The 20,688-nt window shown below is 34.4% G+C and carries 15 protein-coding genes, 1 tRNA gene and 2 pseudogenes; 7 read left to right on the plus strand and 11 right to left on the minus strand.

The window, feature by feature from the left end:
* Positions 1 to 50: 50 nt before the first annotated feature.
* Together OPR28_RS00245 and OPR28_RS00250 are read right to left on the minus strand one after the other, a co-directional pair.
* On the minus strand, positions 51 to 1,310 hold the full coding sequence (locus OPR28_RS00245) for a cbb3-type cytochrome c oxidase subunit I (RefSeq protein WP_265023743.1): 1,260 nt from the start codon (positions 1,308 to 1,310) through the stop codon (positions 51 to 53).
* A 34-nt stretch (positions 1,311 to 1,344) separates the two neighbouring features.
* Positions 1,345 to 2,640: a Na+/H+ antiporter NhaC family protein gene (locus OPR28_RS00250; RefSeq protein ID WP_265023245.1), complete on the minus strand. Its 1,296-nt coding sequence runs from the start codon at positions 2,638 to 2,640 to the stop codon at positions 1,345 to 1,347.
* 286 nt (positions 2,641 to 2,926) lie between these two features.
* On the opposite strand from OPR28_RS00250, the gene OPR28_RS00255 reads away from it, so the two are divergent.
* Positions 2,927 to 4,708, plus strand: coding sequence for an ABC transporter ATP-binding protein (locus tag OPR28_RS00255; protein WP_174515834.1), 1,782 nt, complete (start codon positions 2,927 to 2,929; stop codon positions 4,706 to 4,708).
* A gap of 12 nt (positions 4,709 to 4,720) precedes the next feature.
* Here the strand turns inward: OPR28_RS00255 and lon are convergent, their stop codons facing one another.
* The 5 genes from lon to OPR28_RS00280 form a co-directional block, all read right to left on the minus strand.
* Positions 4,721 to 7,174, minus strand: a complete 2,454-nt coding sequence (lon, locus tag OPR28_RS00260) for an endopeptidase La (RefSeq protein WP_012673169.1) — start codon at positions 7,172 to 7,174, stop codon at positions 4,721 to 4,723.
* Positions 7,175 to 7,189: 15 nt separating this feature from the next.
* Complete coding sequence (gene clpX / locus OPR28_RS00265; RefSeq protein ID WP_006279985.1) at positions 7,190 to 8,467, minus strand: ATP-dependent Clp protease ATP-binding subunit ClpX; 1,278 nt, start codon at positions 8,465 to 8,467, stop codon at positions 7,190 to 7,192.
* Positions 8,467 to 9,093, minus strand: coding sequence for an ATP-dependent Clp endopeptidase proteolytic subunit ClpP (gene clpP, locus OPR28_RS00270; protein WP_006280254.1), 627 nt, complete (start codon positions 9,091 to 9,093; stop codon positions 8,467 to 8,469). Before clpP ends, clpX begins: the two co-directional genes overlap by 1 nt.
* An 11-nt stretch (positions 9,094 to 9,104) precedes the next feature.
* Entirely contained in the window at positions 9,105 to 10,439 is a 1,335-nt protein-coding gene (tig, locus tag OPR28_RS00275; RefSeq protein WP_265023744.1) for a trigger factor, read from the minus strand.
* Between the two features lie 158 nt (positions 10,440 to 10,597).
* Positions 10,598 to 10,679 (minus strand) — tRNA-Leu (locus OPR28_RS00280).
* Positions 10,680 to 10,819: 140 nt separating this feature from the next.
* On the opposite strand from OPR28_RS00280, the gene OPR28_RS00285 reads away from it, so the two are divergent.
* Together OPR28_RS00285 and gshB are read left to right on the plus strand one after the other, a co-directional pair.
* On the plus strand, positions 10,820 to 11,416 hold the full coding sequence (locus tag OPR28_RS00285; protein ID WP_006279461.1) for a BON domain-containing protein: 597 nt from the start codon (positions 10,820 to 10,822) through the stop codon (positions 11,414 to 11,416).
* A gap of 60 nt (positions 11,417 to 11,476) precedes the next feature.
* Entirely contained in the window at positions 11,477 to 12,406 is a 930-nt protein-coding gene (gshB, locus tag OPR28_RS00290; RefSeq protein WP_015589118.1) for a glutathione synthase, read from the plus strand.
* On the opposite strand, the gene murG is transcribed toward gshB, so the two are convergent.
* Entirely contained in the window at positions 12,391 to 13,422 is a 1,032-nt protein-coding gene (gene murG, locus OPR28_RS00295) for an undecaprenyldiphospho-muramoylpentapeptide beta-N-acetylglucosaminyltransferase (RefSeq protein WP_264722783.1), read from the minus strand. The genes gshB and murG overlap by 16 nt on opposite strands.
* Positions 13,423 to 13,491: 69 nt before the next feature.
* Here murG and OPR28_RS00300 point away from each other — a divergent pair, with 69 nt between their 5' ends.
* On the plus strand, positions 13,492 to 13,884 hold the full coding sequence (locus tag OPR28_RS00300; RefSeq protein WP_265023246.1) for a hypothetical protein: 393 nt from the start codon (positions 13,492 to 13,494) through the stop codon (positions 13,882 to 13,884).
* A gap of 5 nt (positions 13,885 to 13,889) precedes the next feature.
* Here OPR28_RS00300 and lpdA read toward each other — a convergent pair whose 3' ends face one another.
* A complete protein-coding gene (gene lpdA, locus OPR28_RS00305) occupies positions 13,890 to 15,263 on the minus strand; it encodes a dihydrolipoyl dehydrogenase (protein WP_182319365.1) in 1,374 nt (457 codons plus the stop codon).
* Positions 15,264 to 15,338: 75 nt separating this feature from the next.
* A pseudogene (locus OPR28_RS07055) lies at positions 15,339 to 16,261 on the minus strand (IS110 family RNA-guided transposase).
* Positions 16,262 to 16,961: 700 nt separating this feature from the next.
* Between OPR28_RS07055 and OPR28_RS00320 the strand changes: the two are divergent.
* On the plus strand, positions 16,962 to 18,560 hold the full coding sequence (locus OPR28_RS00320; RefSeq protein ID WP_265023247.1) for a hypothetical protein: 1,599 nt from the start codon (positions 16,962 to 16,964) through the stop codon (positions 18,558 to 18,560).
* On the opposite strand, the gene OPR28_RS00325 is transcribed toward OPR28_RS00320, so the two are convergent.
* The gene (locus tag OPR28_RS00325; protein ID WP_077190065.1) at positions 18,552 to 18,776 is read right to left on the minus strand and encodes a WPE palindromic element domain-containing protein; all 225 of its coding nucleotides are present in this window, start codon (positions 18,774 to 18,776) and stop codon (positions 18,552 to 18,554) included. The two genes, OPR28_RS00320 and OPR28_RS00325, sit on opposite strands and share 9 nt — an antisense overlap.
* A 33-nt stretch (positions 18,777 to 18,809) precedes the next feature.
* On the opposite strand from OPR28_RS00325, the pseudogene OPR28_RS07060 reads away from it, so the two are divergent.
* Both OPR28_RS07060 and OPR28_RS00345 read left to right on the plus strand, forming a co-directional pair.
* Positions 18,810 to 19,750, plus strand: a pseudogene (locus tag OPR28_RS07060) (IS5 family transposase).
* Positions 19,751 to 20,046: 296 nt separating this feature from the next.
* The gene (locus OPR28_RS00345; RefSeq protein ID WP_264724122.1) at positions 20,047 to 20,550 is read left to right on the plus strand and encodes a protein-disulfide reductase DsbD domain-containing protein; all 504 of its coding nucleotides are present in this window, start codon (positions 20,047 to 20,049) and stop codon (positions 20,548 to 20,550) included.
* Positions 20,551 to 20,688 lie beyond the last annotated feature (138 nt).

Here is a 20,688-nt window from a genome sequence, read left to right on the forward strand (position 1 = left end):
ATAAGGGCGCTGGGGGAATTTGTCAAGGAAGTTTTTTTTGTTTCTATGGGTCAGTTGGTACGCGCTTTGCCTTTTAACAGATGTAAAAGCACAATTATTACGAACAACATTCCACCAACAACTGATATAGCGCCACCTATAATGAAGCACGTGCGTGCTAACATTGATGAAATACTTGGCAGATCTGCAACCTTCCTTAAAGCACCATACCCACCAAGCCAAACAAGGCCAGTAATATGGAGAAAATGCCCTACACTGTAGGCATAAATCTGTAATCTTACCATGGAGTTTTTTACCTCTTTAAAGTTTAATTTTGGTAACAGCCAATAAATGAAATTCATAAAAGCTATAGTGATCCCAACTACAGAACCATGGTAATGAGCGGGAATCGTGACATTACCTTCAATAGTCAACACTCCGAGCACATCTCCATAAGTGAACAACAAAAATGAATGTAATAAATAGTTGCTTTTATCATTAATAAAAGTTCTGATGTTGTAGCACACTAATATTATCAAAAAGCACGGCAAAACTGCTCCAGCAATCCTCATATGCCAAGTAAAAAACTGTATTAACTTGGCACTATCAACTGGATAAACAAAATATACAAACGGTGCGCCTACAGCTAAAATCGTGTTTATAAATAGTGGTAAAATAGTAATTTTATTGCTTGAAGCTAGACTAATATCATTGGAACTTAGCATTATTAAATAGACTAAAAACATTCCTTGAGTAAAAGCAAACTGCAATAAATGTCCGCCTCCCCAAAAGAGATATTCGTAAAATAAATTATTATCTGAGTGATATAGACCTGGAGGCATATTATTATATGCTAAAACAAAGCAAAGAAATGACGATACAAGTATAATAACTAGCCCAATTTGCCCAACAGAGAGAAATGAAACCTCTTTTTTTGATGTATATGCTAGCATTGTATTTACTAATATACTGGCAATAAATAAACTGAGTCCAAGTAAAAATAATTTGTTTTGTAATACGGGAATATAGTTACTTTTGATAACTTCAGTATTTGGAACGAATGCGGATATAAACATGAGCAGCATCGAAAGGGTTGATAGAACCCATGAAAAGTTAAACCAACTATTGGTATTTTGTAGGTTTATGATAAAGAGCAGAGATATTATAGAGCACATCCACACTAAAATTGACAAGTTCACGTGTATTACCAGCGCATTATCAAAAATATATTGTGCAGAAGGAACAAGAGAGGAGATAAAAGGCAATCGTAGAAAAATAACAATTATTGACAGTAACCCAGAGCAAGCAAGAGCACATACTGCCAAGAACATCCATTTTCTACAGAGCGGAGCGTTGTCTTGTATATTAAGCACAATCTTTTTTCTCAATTTTGTTCAATACAATATATAACACTGCAATAATACCTAAAACATAGCAATAGTATACGTGTGGCACGACTGCCAAAGGTGAAACTCCAGCAATAGTGCTAGCCAAAAGCAATTGAGCGCCATACGGTATTAATCCTTGAAATACACAAGAAAATATGCCTAGCCATGCTGCACTATAGTGAGGCGGTATTTCATATTTCTTAGCAATATCTCTAGCAATTTCACCGCTAAAAATTATAGCGATGGTATTATTTGCAAGTAAAATATCAAATATACTGACTATTTTTGCAATAAATAATTGCGCAGTTTTTTGTCCACCACGTTGTATCATAACCCAAGATGAAAGTTTATCTGCAAGCTCCTTAGAATTTTTACCTACTAGTCCTGAAAGTCCGCCAACCATCAATGACAGTAGCATAATTTCATGCATACTCATAAACCCTTTGGTGATGTTTTGGCTTAAAAACAATAAACCATGATTGTTGTTATTTATAAATCCAATAATTCCAGCAAAAGTTATGCTTAAAACCAATGCCGTAAATACATTGATTCCAAAGTTTGCAAGCAATATAAGTATGATGTAAGGAGCCACAAGCAATAAAGAATACTCCTTAACTGAAATAGCAGCACTATTGCTTGAGCTATAAAATAATATAATTATTGTGAATATAGAAGCAATTAGTGCCACTTTTGCATTCAGTTTTAATTTTTTCTTTATATCAGCCTTTTGAGACATCACAGATGCAATTGTAGTATCAGAGATAATAGATAAATTGTCGCCAAACATTGCTCCTCCTACAACGGTTGCCACTCCTAAGGAAGGAGAAATCCCAGCTTGTGTCAGTTCAACTGCAATAGGAGCAATTGTTGCAATGGTGCCCATTGATGTACCAATAGCAGTGGAGATGAAAGCTGCTACAAAAAATAATCCTATGAGTAAAAATTGTGTTGGTATAAATGAAAGAGCCAAATTAACTGTGGCATCAGCACTACCGATTGCTTTAGTTACTTCACTGAATGCACCTGCAAGTAAAAAAATGATGCACATAGTGATAATATTACGATCTCTTACCCCATCTAGAAAGGCATACATTTTTTCTTCAGTATTGCCCTTGTATAAAACCCAACCCAGAGCTATGGCAGGAACAATGGCTACCAGTGGAGATAACTGATAAAAAGCATTTGACACGCCAAGAACAGTAAAATATATACCACTCCCTACAAAAAGAAAGAGGAACAGTAAAATAGGCAAAAAATTTGTAAGATAAAACATACCTCAGCTCTGATAAATGCAAATCAACTATGATATAATTTATATTATTATAAACCACAGTTGGCACCTTGACCAATGTTTTTCTAGAAAGCAATCTACCAGAAAAGGTTTCCATGAAAAGGACTATTATAATATGATTGTTATCATCTACTTGAATTAAACTGGGAGATAGAATAAGTAAAAAATATGAATGACATAACAACAAAGCAAGTCATATCCTTATGGGATGCGCAAGTTGGTGGGTTTTTGCCAGATAGAAAGGAAGGTAAAGAAATTGAGTGTTCAAATGAATCATCAGCTACCTAAAACTTTATATTCTTTCATCTGGCATTTTTTGAAACCATACAAATTATCGGTCTCGATTTTTGTTTCCCTTGCAATCTTTGCGGGATTTTGGGGACCGTTGAACAGCATACTGATTAAGAACATCATCAACCTTCTACCACATGTGCAGAATGGAGATATTTCAATTTTAATATTACCATCAAGCCTGATTGTCGTGAATTTTATCGTATTTGATAATTTCACTTGGAGAGGAATTGGTTATATACGCTGTAGATTTATTCCTGTTGTTATTAATAGTGTCATTGGAAAAGTGATGGATCATGTACTCGGAAAATCTAATAAATTTTATCAGGATAATTTATCAGGAAAAATTTCAAGACAAATTACTAATCTAGCAGATGGAATTGAAATTCTGATAAGCAGAGTTGCACCGAATTTCTTAAGAGGAGCTTCATTGTTGTTGGCTGCTTTTATAGCTGCTTACTCTGTAAATTCTATATTTTATTTCATATTGGTTGTCTGGTTCATATTCTTTGCAAGTGCAAGCATTATGATGTCACGAAAGCTTATTTCGCTGTCTGATGTTCAAGCTAAAGAAGAATCGATAGTGATAGGTGAGCTGGTTGATTCTCTATCTAATCAAAGTAATGTCAGAAATTTTTCTAGAAAGTCTTATGAAAATTCAAGAATGATTCCATTTTTGTGTAATCAGCAAAAAGCGTATACAGCAACCCATTTTTACTCATTTATCATGCACTCCATACAAGGAGGATTAATAGCCATTATGATGGCTTCTTCTGCTTGTTTTCTAATTTATCTTTACAGCAAAAACTTAGTGGCTATAGGTGATTTTGCTTTAATATTAGGTTTATCGATGGAAACAGGACATATGATGTGGTTCACCATGTCAGAGGTCGATGAATTCAATAAAGCAGTCGGTAGATGTAAGCAAAGTTTAATTTCATTAATGATACATTGCGAAATTCAGGATAAACTTGATGCAGTTTCTCTCAAATGTAATAGTGGGCAAATCACTTTTAATAATGTCAAATTCCATTACGATGGTACCGAACCTCTTTTCCAGAATAAATCAATTGCTATCAAAGCTGGACAGAAGGTAGGACTTGTTGGCTATTCAGGTGGTGGTAAATCTACTTTTGTGAACCTGATATTAAGGCTTTACGATGTAACTGATGGTGCAATTCTCATAGATGATCAAGATATTTGTAATGTTACGCAGGATTCTTTGCGTGCAAAAATCGCAATGATCCCACAAGATCCATCGCTTTTTCATAGGACTTTGATGGAGAATATTCGCTATGGAAAAACAAATGCTAGCGATGATGAAGTAATTGAAGCGGCAAAAAAAGCACATGCTCATGAGTTTATTTCAAAATTACCCCAAGGTTATGATTCACTCGTTGGTGAAAGAGGTGTGAAACTTTCTGGTGGACAAAGGCAACGTATCGCAATTGCCAGAGCTATCTTAAAAAATGCTCCTATATTAATTCTGGATGAAGCAACTTCACAGCTTGATTCTGTGACTGAAAGTAATATTCAAGAATCTCTATGGGAGTTGATGCAAGATAAAACTACAATAGTAATAGCCCACCGCCTATCTACGCTTTTGCATATGGATCGCATTTTAGTGTTTGATCAAGGTAAGATTTTAGAAGATGGCACGCATCAGGAACTTCTTGATAAAAACGGAATGTATAAGACCCTATGGAATGCGCAAGTTGGTGGGTTTTTGCCGGATAAAAAAGAAGTGGAGATTGTATAATATTTTCTTAATCTAATGCTTCAATGTTTCCGACATAGGAAAAGTATCATCTTTATTTTCTATAGAGGAAGGCACACTATTTTGATTATCATCACCATCAATTGGAGTAGTAGGGTGCATTAAAGCAACTTTCATAACTTCATCAATATTCTTAGCAAAAACTACGTTGATCCCTTCTTTGATGCTTGCCGGAATTTCTTGCATATCTTTCTCATTTTCACTTGGTATAATCACAGTTTTGATTGATCCTCTGAGCGCTGCAAGCAATTTTTCTCTCAAGCCCCCGATAGCTAAAACTCTACCACGCAATGTCACTTCGCCTGTCATAGCAACATTTTTGTTAACTGGTATATTTGTCATAAGAGAAACAATAGACGTACATACCGCGCCGCCAGCAGAAGGGCCATCTTTTGGTACAGCACCCTCAGGTACATGCAAATGTATATCATTATTTTGGAATTTTTCGGGCTTTATACCAAAAAACAAACAATTTGATCGAATATAACTATACGCAGCTTTTATAGATTCTTGCATAACCTCTCCAAGCTTTCCTGTGTATTTTATCTCTCCCTTGCCCGGAATTAGGACTGATTCTATCATCAAAATATCACCACCTGTTTCAGTATAGGCGAGCCCAGTTACTATTCCTACTAAACTCTCATTTTCCGCAATGCCAAAGGTATATTTACGTACCCCTAAATAATCTTGTAAATTGTCAACCCCTACGGATATTTTCTTATTTTTATCAGTCAATATTTCTTTAACTGCCTTTCTCATGAGCTTTGCAAGCTCCCTTTCCATACTCCGCACACCACTTTCACGTGTATATAAACGTATCAACTCGTATAACGCCTCATTAGTTATGTCCCATTCCTTCTGATACAAACCATGCTCCTTCTTTAACTTCGGAATAAGGTGGTGTGTAGCAATACTGATTTTTTCATCTTCAGTATACCCGGACAATTGTATAATTTCCATCCTATCACGCAAAGGATGTGGTAAATTTAAGCTGTTTGCCGTAGCTACAAACATTACACTTGAAAGATCAAACTCAACTTCCAAGTAATGATCCGTAAAGTGTTTATTGTGCTCAGTATCTAAAACCTCAAGTAATGCAGACGCAGGATCGCCACGCGAATCAGAACCCATCTTATCTATTTCATCAAGCAGAAAAAGCGGGTTGCATGAATTAGCTTTTTTCATGTGTTGAATGATTTTACCAGGCATTGAGCCAATATAAGTTTTCCTATGCCCTCGTATCTCAGACTCATCACGCACACCACCAAGAGCTATGCGAACAAAATCTCTTCCTACTGCTCTTGCCATAGACTTAGCTAAAGAAGTTTTACCAACACCTGGCGGTCCAACTAAGCAAAGTATAGGACCTTTTATCTCTTTTACTCTTTTTAATACCGCTAAAAATTCTATTATTCTATCTTTTACTTTCTCTATGCCATAATGATTTTCATCTAAGATTTTCTTAGCTGCATTTAAGTTAATTTTTGCATCTTTGTACTTTCCCCATGGCAACTCAAGCAACCAATGCAAGTAACTAGATATAACTGTAGCTTCAGGAGAAATGGGATTCATTTTCTTGTATCTCTTCAAATCAGTTATAGCTTTCTCTCTTGCTTCCTGAGAAAGCTTTGTTTCATTTATCTTTTTTTCAAATTCATTGAGTATATTTCCTTCATCCCCATTCTCAAATTCACCTAATTCTTTCTGTATAGCTTTCAATTGCTCGTTAAGGTAGTAAACTTTCTGAGTGCTTTCAACTTGCGATTTAATTGTCTTATATAAACGGTTTTGTGCGTTCAAAATACTCATTTCTCTCTCAATAAAAGCAAAAGCTTTTTTTAAACGCTCTTCTGGGTCATAAGCCTCAAGTATGCTTTGTTTATCTGATACTTTTATATTTAAATGTGAAGCTACCGTGTCTACAAGTTGATCAACTTCTTTGATTTGATCAATGGAGTTAATGGCAACCTCGGGTTGATTTTTCTTGTTTAGCTTACACCAGCTATCGAACGCGTCTACAACAGACCGCCTTAAAGCTTCTAAATCAATATTGTCTTCATCTTCTTTATAATAATTGTCTAACTCTACCCTGGCTTGTAATAAAGTATGAGAGCTAATATATTCTACAACTCTTCCCCTTCTTATCCCACGGATTATAACTTTTACTGCATTGTCAGGTAATTTTATTAACGGTTGTACAATGCTTGCTAACACACCTACTTCATAAAGATCTTCAGGCTCTGGATTATCAACAGAGCCATCTTTCTGTGCTACAAGAAAAATCTCATTTTGGTGATTACTACTACTTATTGCATACTCTAGTGCATTAACAGATTTTTCTCTGCCTATGAATAAAGGCACCATTATATTTGGAAAAATTACTACATCTCTTAAAGGTAATACTGGCAATGCAGTAAAACTAGAGCTTACAGCACGTTCAATGTTCATAATATATGCCTCAAATTAATCATTAACCGTTATAACATTGCCATTGTTATTATGATTAACCGTTGCTTTTCCTAATTCTACCATTTTCTTAGTGATTACTATAGTGCTACCTTCAAAGCCTCCGTTTCCAGATGTATACATAATGTCAAGCAAAAGTGACTCCAAGATAGCACGTAACATTCTTGCACCTGTTTTGTAGCTTATAGCCTTTTTAGCAATAGCTGATATTGCTTCATCTGAAAACTCAAGGTTTACTTTGCTAAACGCAAGCAATGCTTTGTACTGTTTTATTAGTGCATTCCTTGGCTCTGTCAACACATGTATTAAATCTTCATGATCCAGCTCATCTAAAACAGCAGTTATTGGAACCCGCCCTACAAATTCGGGTATTAAACCGAATTTGATTAAATCTTCAGGTTGAACATCATGTAAAGCATTCTTTTTCTTTTGCTCTTTAGACTGACTTATATCTGCTCCAAAGCCAACTGACGTTCCCTTTTTTCTCGCTTCAATAATTTTATCGAGGCCTTCAAAAGCTCCTCCACAAATAAACAGTATGTTACTAGTATCCACTTGTATAAACTCTTGTTGTGGGTGTTTTCGCCCTCCTTGTGGCGGAACATAAGCAACTGTACCCTCCATAATCTTAAGCAGAGCTTGCTGGACCCCTTCACCTGAAACGTCACGGGTTATTGAAGTGCTTTCAGATTTTCTTGTAATCTTGTCTATTTCATCTATAAACACTATACCACGCTGTGCTTTTACAACGTCATAATTTGCAGCTTGTAATAAACGCGACAACACGCTTTCTACATCATCACCCACATAACCTGCCTCAGTTAAAGTTGTCGCATCAGCCATAGCAAATGGCACATCTGAAACTTTAGCAAGTGTTTTGGCTAGCAAAGTCTTACCAGAACCAGTGGGACCAATAAGCATTATATTTGACTTCTCGATTTCAATATCGCTTATAGCATGAAATTGTACCATGGATTGACAATGGTTATACATAGCTACAGATAAAACGTGTTGCGCGTGTTCTTGACCTACAACATGCTTGCTGAGAAAGTTTTTTATATCCTCAGGTTTCTTTAGTAATAGCTTCATATCAGATATACGATCTGAATTAAAAGATCTATCTTTCTTTTGACTTATTGCTTTATGGGATAATTCTATGCACTCATTACAAATAAACACCTTTAAACCATCCGAAGAGTTAGTAATCAATTTATCTACTTCATCTTGCGCCTTGTTGCAAAAAGAACAGTAGTGTAAATCATTATTGTTATCCATTAACCCACCTTTTGTTTAACTTTAATATTTTCAATTTCAATATCTGTACGCTCAGCTATCACCCTGTCAATTAAGCCAATTTTCCTTGCTTCTTCAGGATCCATGAATTTATCTCTTTCCATCATTCCTTCAATTTTCTTCAGTGAATTTCCAGTATGTTTTTCATAAATTTGATTTAGTTTTTTCTTAACCCGCAAAATTTCATTAGCATGTATTTCTATATCAGTTGCTTGACCATGATAACCACCAGATGGCTGATGTATCATAATTCTTGAATGAGGTAGAGAGTAGCGCTTACCTTTTGTACCAGCTGCAAGCAATAAAGAACCCATAGACGCAGCTTGACCTATACATAAAGTTGAAACGTCTGGGTTTATATACTGCATTGTATCGTAGATCGACAAACCAGCAGTTACAACACCACCTGGTGAGTTGATGTACATACAAATGTCTTTATCGGGATTTTCCGATTCTAAAAATAAAAGCTGTGCTACTATTACACTGGCCATATTGTCTTCAATAGGACCTGTTACAAAAATTATTCTTTCTTTCACTAGTCTTGAATATATGTCATAAGCGCGCTCACCGCGACTAGTTTGTTCAACTACAATTGGTATAAGAGTCATACCTTTTCCTATTAAATATTATCAAATAATTCCTTTAATTCTTTCACAGAAACAATCTGCTCTTCTTTACTAACTTTTTCTATTATATAATCTGTCACTTTATACTCAAGCGCTTGCCCTCTAACTAATTCTTGAAATTGTTTATTTGATTCAAAATGCTTAAGTACTCTGTCAAATTGCACATCTTTACTGACATATTGATTTACAATAACACTCAAAACATCATTTTGAGTTAATGATATTTTATGTTCTGCACTAAATTTCATAAATAACATAGCAAGCTTTACACGTTTTTCAGCTTCTTTACGAGAATCATTTTGAGCACCCAATTCTCCTTCCATTCTTTGTTGCTCCTGTTTTACTATGTCTGTGGGTAAATCAAAACTATAATTAGCATCCAAATAATCAAACAGCTCCTTTTTAATTAAGAGATTTCTCATTTCGGTGCACTGATCACCAATCATTTTTTTTGCATGATTTATTAGCAAAGAATAATCTTTAAACCCAATACTCTTAGCTATTTCATCATCATTTTCAAAATCTTTGGCAATTTGAATCTCATTAACTCGCACAGAAAAATCAGCTTCCTGTCCTGCAAGGGAAATGGCTTGGTAATTTTCAGGAAATTTCAACTTAAAGTTCTTTGTTTCTCCCTTTTTCATACCAGTTAATTGATCTTCAAAACCATTAATAAATGTGCCAGACCCTAAATTAACGGCAAAATCTTTGCTACTTCCACCTTGAAAGAGCTTATTCCTAATCCGCCCTTCAAAATCAATTATCAATTTATCCCCATCTTTCGCTTGATAAGAAGCATCATCAACAGAGGCAAAATTGGGGAACTTTGTTTTGATAGAATCAATAAATTCTTTTATATCTTCCTCTTCAATCTTTGCTTCAATTTTCTTTAAGTTTATTTTGTCAAGATCTATCATCGGTACTTCAGGCATCGACTCAAAAGATAGCTTGTATACAAAATTGCCCTCCTCATTTTCTTTGCCCAGATCTGGTAATGATATAACATCAACCTTAGGATAAATGTGAGACTTGACTTCAATTTTTTTCATCAAATCACTTGAGCAATAATCAATTGTATTATTTATCACATATTCCAAAGCCTCGTTTTTATAATTTGCAACAACAAGGTCATAGGGCATCTTTCCAGCCCTAAATCCAGGTGATTTTGCATTTTCTGCTATCTCTTGCAACCTGGAATTTACCTTTTGTTTTATATAATCACTACCAACTGTGATTTCATAATCATACTTTAGTTTATCTATACTAAGCTCTTTGTAGGTATATACGCTACTTACTTCGACTGTATTTTGAGGTATATTATTAGACATCATAATTCATTTATTAACATTTTAATTCATATCTTAATAGAGTCATTTTACCAGAATTTAAGTTAAACACAATCCTTAAGAACAGGTTTTTACACAAACAAAAGTGTATTTAGTGATTATAAATTTTCCCTTAAAACCTAAGTTACATGACTTTAAAGTGCGGATAGAGGGACTTGAACCCCCACGAGCAAGCTCACCAGGACCTAAACCTGGCACGTCTACCAATTCCGCCATATCCGCAAGAAATTTTCAGTACCCTATTATAGGTATTCCATTAAAAATATTCAAGGTTTAAAGTCTTACTTAATTTATGGTATTTACACAATCAAAAAAGCTTATTAACATTTCTTAATGAAAGCTCTAAACCATGAAAATCAATAATGAGATTAATAACAAGCTTCTTACTCGCAATTTTTTTGATTACACAAAGTGGTTGCACAACCCTTATAATAGGTGGTGTGGTGGCTACAGCGACAGCAACAGCAATAACAATGCAGGACAAATCCTTGGGAAATATCATTGATGATACGACTATGGTCATCAGAATTAATAAGGGGCTCTTAAAACATGGGCTATTTTCATCCATAAAGGTTAAAGTAAGTGAAGGAAGAGTATTGCTCATTGGAAGTGTTGACACTCCTGAAAAACAACTTACAGCAGAAAAAATAGCTTGGCAGCAAAAAGAAATTAAAGAAGTGATAAATGAAATAAGAGTAATACCAATTCAAATGGCTTCCATGCTAGACACCACTGTAGATGGCATGATAACAGCGGAAATAAGAACAAGACTCCTGGGAAAAAGAAATATTAAGTCAATTAATTATAGCGTTAATACGGTTGATAGAGTTGTTTATTTGATGGGTATAGCCCAAAATAAAGCGGAATTAAAAGCTGTAATAGCAATTGCAAGAAAAGTAAAGGGAGTAAAACAAGTTGTAAGTTATGTACGATACAGGTACAGTAAGTTACGCCATTAGGCAAAAATCGCTTTCAAATTATAACATTTGTACAGTTGTGACAATAGGTAGAGAACATAAATGAAAATTGCCTTTCAGATGGATGAAAATATAAATTTTGAAACTGACACTACATTCGTGCTAATAAAGGAAGCACAAAGGAGGAAGCACGAAGTTTTTGTCTATGCTCCTAACAATTTAGCACTAAAGCTAAACCATCCAATTGCTCTGGCTCAGAAAGTCAGCGTTGATGATTTTAGTTTTATCTCTAAAGAGGATGTAGCAATCAACTTGAATGAAATGGACATCATATTTATCAGACAGGATCCACCCTTTGATATGCGTTATATTACAACAACATATATCTTAGAAAAAACCAGCGCATTGGTAATTAACAATCCAACAGAAATAAGAAATTGTCCTGAAAAATTGATAACTTCATTATTTCCAGAGCTAATTCCGCCAACTTTGATTACTGAAAATATATCAATGATTAGAGATTTCTACTACAACTATCAAGATATTATTCTGAAGCCATTGTATAGTTATGGAGGAAACGATGTGATAAGAATACAAGATGAGAATAGTATTCAAGTAGTAGTGGATCTCATGATAGCAAAATACGAATGCCCTGTGATTGCACAATCATTTTGTAAAAACATAGATAAAGATAAAAGAATATTGCTACTTTATGGCCAACCAATTGGTGTAATGAAACGAATTCCAAAAATCAGTGGAGAGATCAGAACAAACATGCGACTTGGAGCAAGTTTTGAGCCCGCTCAAATGAACGATAGAAACAATGAAATATGTAACAAAATTGGTCCTGAATTAAAGAAAAGAGGGCTAATATTTGTTGGTATTGATATTATAGATGACTTCCTGCTCGAAATTAACACAACTTCACCCACGGGAGTAGTTTATATCAATAAATTGTATAATATATCGCTAGAAAAGGATCTTTGGGACGTGTTTGAAGAAAAAGCAAGCAGCCATCAACTAAACCTGTGAACAATCACCTTAACAAACTCAGTAGTCCCATTCTTTATCCCTGTTTTTTCTGTACTATTGGTCATATCACGCAATTTTTGAGAATTATTTAATAGATCAAATAGTACCTCTGTTAGATTTTTTTTTGCTTCACTATTCTGCTCAACTATTATAGCTGCTCTCGAGTTTTCAATATATTTTGCGTTATAAAATTGGTGATTATCTTTTGAGTAAGGGTAAGGAATATATATAGCAGAACGCCTAGCAAGAGTGATCTCTGCTATTGAAGTTGCTCCTGCTCTGCTAATTACCAAGTGAGCATTGGCCAGTCTATTCTCCATATCATCAAAAAATTCACTCAATTCACAATCGATCTTTTCACTTTTGTATAGACTTTTGACCTTGTTTACATTTTTCTTCGTACATTGCTGCGTCACTCTAATTTTCTTTTTCATTTTAATAGGTAAATCACAAATTACGCTGCTTACTACATCATCAAAAAAATTTGCACCTTGGCTGCCTGCTATGACCAATATATTTAGGATTTTCTCAGTGCTAGAATGGCTCTGTGCTTTTATATCAACAAAATTTCCTGTAAAAATACATTTATTGCCCTCTGCATATTTAGTCTCCGGAAAGCTGGTTGCAATTAATTTTGCACTCTTGAAAAAGAATCTATTTACTCTCCCTAAAACTGTGTTTTGTTCATGTAAAATTATAGGTATAGAAAGAACTCTTGCTGCAAGAAGAGTTGGAAAAGAAGCATAGCTACCAAAACCAATGACCGATTTTGGTTTTAATTTTCTTACTTGATACAGTGCTAACATAGAGCTGTATATCAAGAAAAGGAAAAACTTAAATTTGTTGCTGCTTGGTCTACGTAATGGTAAGGTGTAGCTTTCTATGTCGGTATTTTTATTTGTTTTTTTATCAGTGAATAATATGCAATTGTATCCTTGTGTCTTTAGTGCTTTTGCTAAAGCTATGGCCGGAAAGATATGCCCACCTGTGCCACCTGTTGCTAAAATAATATCCATCTGTAAATAATAAATCCTAGATTGTTAACTGTTATTTAACAATTTGCACGTAGAATTTTATTAAGCGTTATGATAGTTGAGTTAAAAATGCCTAAAAGTAATAGTAAAAAAGAACCTAATGAGAAAAATAAACCTCAAGAACAAAGAGAAGGCAGAAGCGGAGGTTTTTTAGAACTGCTAAAAAATATAATAAAAATTCTTTTCAATTCGGTCGTTGACCTACCTGAGCACGAGCAGCATAATAAAATGAAAAGCACTAATCTACAACAAGGTTTGGATACTAAAGGAAAAGGCCCAGAAGATCTTCATCCAAAGGCAAAGCTTGAAGTTAAAGAAGCAGCTAAGGGATTGAAAGAAGAGTTACAGAATTCTGATGCTGGTGGTAATCAATCTATTGAAACTAAAGTGCCTAATCAAACTACTACTCAAGACATTGACAACTCTAAAACGATTGAACGTTAGTTCAACTATTTAACATCTGCAGCAAGCACTGATTCATGTATCATCTCTGAAATGGTTGGATGAGGAAAAATCGTAGATTTTATGTCGAAGTCTGTTCCTTCTAGTTGCTTTGCAAGAGCAAAATTGCTAATTAACTCCGTTACTTCTGCACCTATCATGTGGCTACCCAGAATTTCTCCGGTTTTTTTATCTATAATCGTTTTCACTAACCCTTCAGTTTCACTGAGTGCAACAGACTTACCATTAAAGTTAGAGTGAAATTTTCCTATTTTTATATCATACCCACCTTTTATTGCCTGTTCCTCAGTAAGGCCGATGCTCGCTATTTGTGGATGAGAATAAGTGCAATTTGGTATGCATTCTTTTTTTAACGCATGAGCATTTTTACCAGCAATCTTTTCAATGCAGATCACGGCTTCATGGCTCGCTTTATGTGCTAAACATGGTGGGCCAGCTACATCACCTATTGCATACACATTTGATTCACTAGTTTCATACCATTCATTCGTTTCAATAAAGCCAGAAGGGCTTAATTTAATTTTTGTATTTTCTAAACCTATATTTTCAATATTTGCTTGAATTCCAACCGCAACAATCACCCTCTCAAATTCTTTGCTCTCACCACTACTTAGTAGCACTTGAGCAGAGTCTTTACTTTTAGTAAGAGCTTTTACGCTACTGCTTGTATATATTTCTATCCCCTGTTTTGTGAATATTTCTTGTGCTAAATCTGAAATGTCCTTATCCTCCAGCGGCAAAATAGTGCTCTTTATCTCTATGATTGTTACATCAACACCCAAAGTACTATAAAAACTTGCAAATTCTATTCCAATTGCACCAGACCCTATAATTAGTAGCGATTTTGGTAATCTCTCTGGAGTCATAGCGTGCTGCGCATTCCATATTAAATCTCCATCTGCCTCTATTCCAGGCAGATTCCGTGCCCTCACGCCTGTTGCTAAAATGATATGCTTGGAAACAATTTCTTGTTCTTCCTTATCGCTAACGACTTTTATAGTACTATTGCCTGCAAGTTTACCAAAGCCTTGATGAACTTTGATATTATTTTTTTTCATCAAATATGCAACACCGCTTGACAATTTATCAACAACGTTTCTTGAGTATTTCACTATTGATTGTATATCAAAATTCGCTCCCTTTACTTCTATACCAAACTCTTTTGATCTTTTTATTAGCCTATAAACCTCAGATGCTCTAAGCAGTGATTTTGTTGGTATACATCCCCAATTTAAGCATATACCGCCTAAATTTTTTTCTTTTTCCACAATTGCAGTTTTAAACCCAAGCTGTGCCGCCCTAATTGCCGCTATATAACCACCAGGACCGCTACCTATAACCGTAATATCATACTCATTCATCAGTTTTCTTCGTATTCAAAAAGATTATATATAACAGATGGAACCCATACAATCAATGGTCTGTCATCTACCGTCTTAAGAGTCAAGATAAAAGTTGTTATTTTTTATCATGGCATTTAAACAAACGATAATTTTTCTCATGACAGCAACTAATGCAACCTTAGCAGCTTTGCCAGAATCAACCAAACGCTGATAAAACGCTTTCATTTTTCTGTTGTGGCGCATAGCAACAAGAGCTGACATGTATAGTGCTTTCCTTGCATAAAACCTGCCTCCTTTGATTTGAGCTTTGCCAACTTTTCTTCCACTTTCACTAGTTTTAGGTGCAACTCCAACCAAGCATGCAATTTCTCTATTCTCTAATCTACCAAGCTCAGGCACCTCTGTCAGTAGAACGCTCGCCGTCTTTGATCCAATACCTTTATAGCTGATTAAAAGCTCATTTTTTCCTTTCAATTCAGGGTCAGAATCTATTGTGTCTTCTATGTCTTGCCTAATTTCTTTCAATTGTTTTTCAGCAAACCCTATCTGTCTTTCTATGTATTCTCTAGCTTTTCCCGTCGCACTTTGCAGGCGACACTTGTTTGCATGAATTGCATCATTTAAATTACGCTCAACTGCCCCCAGCTCCTTTAATTCCTCTTGCTTTTTTGAAATTACACATCCTTTTACTTCACCGTCTTTACTGACAAATTCAGCGTATTTTTCCAGTAATTTAGCATCTAACTTGTCAGTTTTTGCAAAATGATTGCAAGCTTTGGCAAATGCATATACCCGATTCGGGTGAGCTTTATGGACAGTTATCTTGCAACAATTTTATAATGAGCTTTTCATAGCCACCAGTTTACACATAACTTGATGGGTAAATCGACTATATTTGTTTCTATAAACTTAGATATAGCATCACTCACGTTTGCTATGCGCTTATGCTTGCCATTAATTGAGATGTCCAATGCTTCCTTGGAAACATCTACTCCCATGAAAATTATTCTAGCCATTTTTGTACCTATAAATATCATCAAACAATAATGCAAAATGCTGTATACAGGATTGTAATTCGATCTTTTAGATCCACCTACCGTTCGTACTACATTTTGCTTTAAGCCTTACTATTACCCACAAATAAAAACATAGTATTGTATTTATTCAAATAATTTAATTTTATTAACCTGAAAGCTTATTAGATTAAAATTATTAAACTAAGAGTTATAATTTTAGCAACTAAAAGCTGTAAATTGCACCATATAAACAGTTATTTCAAGCACAAGTTATGCCATTAAGAGCTATGCAACAAACATTTATATTTGTGGGTAATAGTAAGATCTAAATCCGATAGAGCATTGTTGGCACACCATCAAAAGTCGCCTCAGACCTCTAATGCATCAATGTACAAACTTACACCTTTTAGTTGGTAATACCATTTTAGACGTTTATCATTCGTTTTAGAAAATACTATAGTAGCGGAATGACGAATTTTTGTTTTTCAAATTGTCAGTAAATCTAAGTCAGTTTAGCTATATAAAACATAGTATAAAAAGAGCTATTTTAGCAAAATTTTAAACAAATAAAGTTAATTACTTCACAATTGATACCTTACGAGAAAAGCACATTTGATACAGATTTAAAATACAAGTTAACGAATTATTATGATTTTTACCAAGATAATAATATAGTAAGGTTTGGTAGTGAGGTATCAAAATGGAAAAATACACCAACGCATGGTTTAATAAGAAAGATAATCATGATTGTGCAAATGATGGCACTTGCGGGCAATCTATAAAGGATTTTAGGATTGGTAATTCTGATATTTCTTTTTTTGATAGTAACAAAAACTTAATTGCCAAAGTACCTAAACTACCAAAGTATTCTAGGGATAAATATGGGCATCAATTGTATAAGGAAGCTGAGTCAAAGCAGTTCAATTATTTTTCCACAAATATACATGATGTTTTGTCTAACAGCTTTACCGTTAAATACGGGTATATAAATTGTACTATAAAATACGACAACTTATCTGAGCAGGAACAAAACCAAATAGAAACAGACATTAAAGCTGCCTATGAAGCATTTAAAGAAAAGTTTTGCTTGAAAAATAGTAATGCAAGTTACAATATAACGGTTCACATTTTTAATAATAGAAGCGATTATACAAAGTATAACAATCTTCTCGGCTTAGATGAAGATGGTGGTCCAGGATATATTACACGAGGAGTAACAGATTGTCAGAATATTCTGACATATAAGCAAAGTGCCATGGATTTTGTTCTAGGTCATGAGCTAGGCCACATATTTCAATTGTGTTTTTCACCATCGGCAACAGTCCAAACTTTGAGTATTCTGGATACTGAACTCATAGCAAATGTTGTTGGACGAGAAGTAGAAGAAAAAAATTATAAAGCTATTTGCAAGCAGATGGGTGTAGATGAATATAAATACGATGGATGGAGTTTTATTTTTAAATACATAGGTACAACTGGTAGTATATACCGCCTAAACCTTTCAGAAGAAGAGAAATTTCAAATTATACAACGTGTCAAGAGTTCTGGACTAGATGAATATGAAGACCATGGATGGATGTTTAAATTTAAATATAAAGATACAACTGGTAGTATATACCTCAAGGACCTTTCAGAAGAAGAGAAATTTCAAATTATACAACGTGTCAAGAATTCTGGACTAGATGAATATGAAGATCGTGAATCAATGTTTAGTTTTAAATACAAAGGCACCACTTATAGAGCAGAACACAGAGATTATCTTTCAGCAGAAGAAGAAAAACTTCAATTTATCAAAGACATTAAGAACTCTCATGAATCGCTCGTTAGTGAATGTGATGGATTGGGGAATGAGAATACAACTTTAGTGATTTACGTTGATGAAAATAAGGAGATAAGTCAAATGTATTTTCATAATCTAGACAAGAATATATTCAAATGGTTAGATAAGACACTTATAAGCAGAAGTAAACCTGAAGAAGATGTGGATGACACAGCAGGAAAAGAGCCTGAACCAGAATCAGCCGAAGAGGATACTCAGCAACCCAGTAATTTCTTATCCAATATTTTTTCAACAATTAAATCCATTATTGATTCTATCTCATCACTCTTTTCATGGTTATTTGGGTCGAAAGAGAAAGAGTCTAATCAACAATCTGATGATAATCCTTCTTTGTTTAAGCTCGATGCTAATGAGTTAGATCACGAAGTTAAGCCTGATGCCAATGAGTTAGGTCACGATGTTAGAGATCACTTATCAGACAATTATAACCATTACAACTCATCTGATGGGCTAATGTAATATAGCTAATTTACAGTATCTGTTCAGATGCATGGCTAATGTACAAATATTGAAACAAAAATTCCAGTGCCCCTGTGATGTCATTCCAGTGCTTGACACTGGAATCCAGCTTTTAATCGAAAATGTTGTATAGTGCACAATCAATTTTTCTGGATCCCAGTGGGCTTTGTTGCATCGCTCAAGTGAAAAGAACTGGCAGTTACTGACAAAATTCATTATAAATAGCCATTTAACTGTTGAAGAAAAAATATGCCACAAAAAATGAGAGTCAGTAACTGCCATGAATATAACAAATTTCTCCAAGAAAGAGGAAGCATTTTTTGTTATATCAATGACGCCATAGAAAATTGGTACGAGAATTGTCCAAAAATGCAGGGCGGCAACTATATTTATAGTGATAAAGTTGTGATTTTGGTGCATATAATCGTCAGTTTCTTTAGAATTGGTTTAAGACAAACAGTCGGGTTTATAAAAGGGTATTTGCAACAAATAGGAAGAGATTTGGCAGTTATCAGCTATTCACAAGCATCAAGAAGGTTTAAGAAACTTAATATTAAGATAAATGATTGCAGAATTGATAAAAATAATATGGAAGATATCGAAATTGCTATAGACAGTACAGGAATTAGTATATACAACAACACTCCTGGTCACAGCAAGGAAAATAGCACTGACAGAAAATATCGTGGCTATGAGCAAACGAGAAAATTGCACGTAATGTTGAATATAAACAACAAAAAAGCCATAGCTGTAAAATACAGTAACGGCTGATCACTATGGAGCTTGTGATTTGCTAAAAGAAGTTGATTTTCAGCATGCCATAAAAGCACTATATGCAGATAGAGCATGTGATAGGCACAAGTTTTATAAGTTGTGTAACAAATATGATATAAAGACAAAAATTCCACCAATAAACAATGCGGCAGAACATCCAGAAATAGATTATATGTCTGACAGGAATGCTGCTATTAGGTTAATAAAATTATACGGTGAAGATGGCATGAAAGAATGGAAAAAAGAAGTAAATTATGGCTTATATTGAAGGGTTTTTCTCAAGATTAAAGCAAATATTCGGATTTAGTTTTAGGAATAAATCTGAGATAAATCGAGAAAAAGAACTGCTAATCAAATGCTATTTGCTTAATAAATTCACTGATATTGGTATGGCTAAATTTGAGATAGTTACATGAATTTACCATAAATCACCATCTCATAAAGTGTGATGCAACAAAGCCATCCCAGTGTCACGCACTGGCATGACACCCTCCTTATGGGCCAAAATCACAATGTTCGTACAGTTGTGGATTCATTCGCGGCATAGATTCCGCTAACAAGTAGCGGAATGACGAATTTGTCGTTTTTTAGATTATTGTAAGTCAGTTTAGCTATAGCATAATGCTATATTAATAAATAATCTATATAATACTATTAAATATAATAATTAAAATCTAAATTACTTTCTCTATAAAAGGAGAAATTTACCTTAATGAAAATACATATATATTTAATATTGTTTTTATTTTTTTCTTGCACTCAACTATATGCTGACGAGGAAATTGCAAAATTTGATTTACTTATTGGCGAGATAAATGAAGCAAGCTTCACTCTTAAAGGTGCAATAAAGGTTACAGTAGAACCAGGCTGGCACATGTATTATAAAGATCCTGGAGATTTTGGCCTTCCCACGTCTATTAGTTACAAAGGTAATGCATCAGATATAAATATTCACTGGCCTATTCCAAAGGAACATAAAGATAAAGTAGGGAGAGAGACGTTTGTAAGTAACGTATATGAGGATATGGTATTATTTCCCTTTAAGATGAATATATTTTTAAATCAAGGGTATATTGACCTTAACTTCCATATAAATTATGCGATATGTAAAGATAGGTGCATCCCTAAAAATGTTGAGATAAAAATCAGGCAACCATTAAAGGATTTTATAGATTCTGATATCAATAAACTTATAAATGAGTGGTATGAAAAATAGAGTTCTCATGGGGTAGGTGTCATTCCAGCGCGTGACACTGGAATCTCATTTACTTTTTTGTTCACTATGTGAGGAACTTGGGCCTACAAGTATATAAACATAATGGTTTCGCATAAAAAATTTAGATCCCAGTGTCAC

The organism is Wolbachia endosymbiont (group A) of Epistrophe grossularia, assembly GCF_947251435.1.
Taxonomy (GTDB): Bacteria; Pseudomonadota; Alphaproteobacteria; order Rickettsiales; family Anaplasmataceae; genus Wolbachia; species Wolbachia pipientis.

Coding starts and splice junctions, on each gene's coding strand:
- lpdA (WP_182319365.1), bottom strand. CDS start 15,263: ATGAATGAGTATGATATTACGGTTATAGGTAGCGGTCCTGGTGGTTAT.
- OPR28_RS00345 (WP_264724122.1), top strand. CDS start 20,047: ATGAAAATACATATATATTTAATATTGTTTTTATTTTTTTCTTGCACT.
- murG (WP_264722783.1), bottom strand. CDS start 13,422: ATGGATATTATTTTAGCAACAGGTGGCACAGGTGGGCATATCTTTCCG.
- OPR28_RS00250 (WP_265023245.1), bottom strand. CDS start 2,640: ATGTTTTATCTTACAAATTTTTTGCCTATTTTACTGTTCCTCTTTCTT.
- clpX (WP_006279985.1), bottom strand. CDS start 8,467: ATGGATAACAATAATGATTTACACTACTGTTCTTTTTGCAACAAGGCG.
- gshB (WP_015589118.1), top strand. CDS start 11,477: ATGAAAATTGCCTTTCAGATGGATGAAAATATAAATTTTGAAACTGAC.
- OPR28_RS00255 (WP_174515834.1), top strand. CDS start 2,927: ATGAATCATCAGCTACCTAAAACTTTATATTCTTTCATCTGGCATTTT.
- clpP (WP_006280254.1), bottom strand. CDS start 9,093: ATGACTCTTATACCAATTGTAGTTGAACAAACTAGTCGCGGTGAGCGC.
- OPR28_RS00245 (WP_265023743.1), bottom strand. CDS start 1,310: ATGTTCTTGGCAGTATGTGCTCTTGCTTGCTCTGGGTTACTGTCAATA.
- OPR28_RS00325 (WP_077190065.1), bottom strand. CDS start 18,776: ATGAATTTTGTCAGTAACTGCCAGTTCTTTTCACTTGAGCGATGCAAC.
- lon (WP_012673169.1), bottom strand. CDS start 7,174: ATGAACATTGAACGTGCTGTAAGCTCTAGTTTTACTGCATTGCCAGTA.
- OPR28_RS00285 (WP_006279461.1), top strand. CDS start 10,820: ATGAGATTAATAACAAGCTTCTTACTCGCAATTTTTTTGATTACACAA.
- OPR28_RS00320 (WP_265023247.1), top strand. CDS start 16,962: ATGGAAAAATACACCAACGCATGGTTTAATAAGAAAGATAATCATGAT.
- OPR28_RS00300 (WP_265023246.1), top strand. CDS start 13,492: ATGATAGTTGAGTTAAAAATGCCTAAAAGTAATAGTAAAAAAGAACCT.
- tig (WP_265023744.1), bottom strand. CDS start 10,439: ATGTCTAATAATATACCTCAAAATACAGTCGAAGTAAGTAGCGTATAT.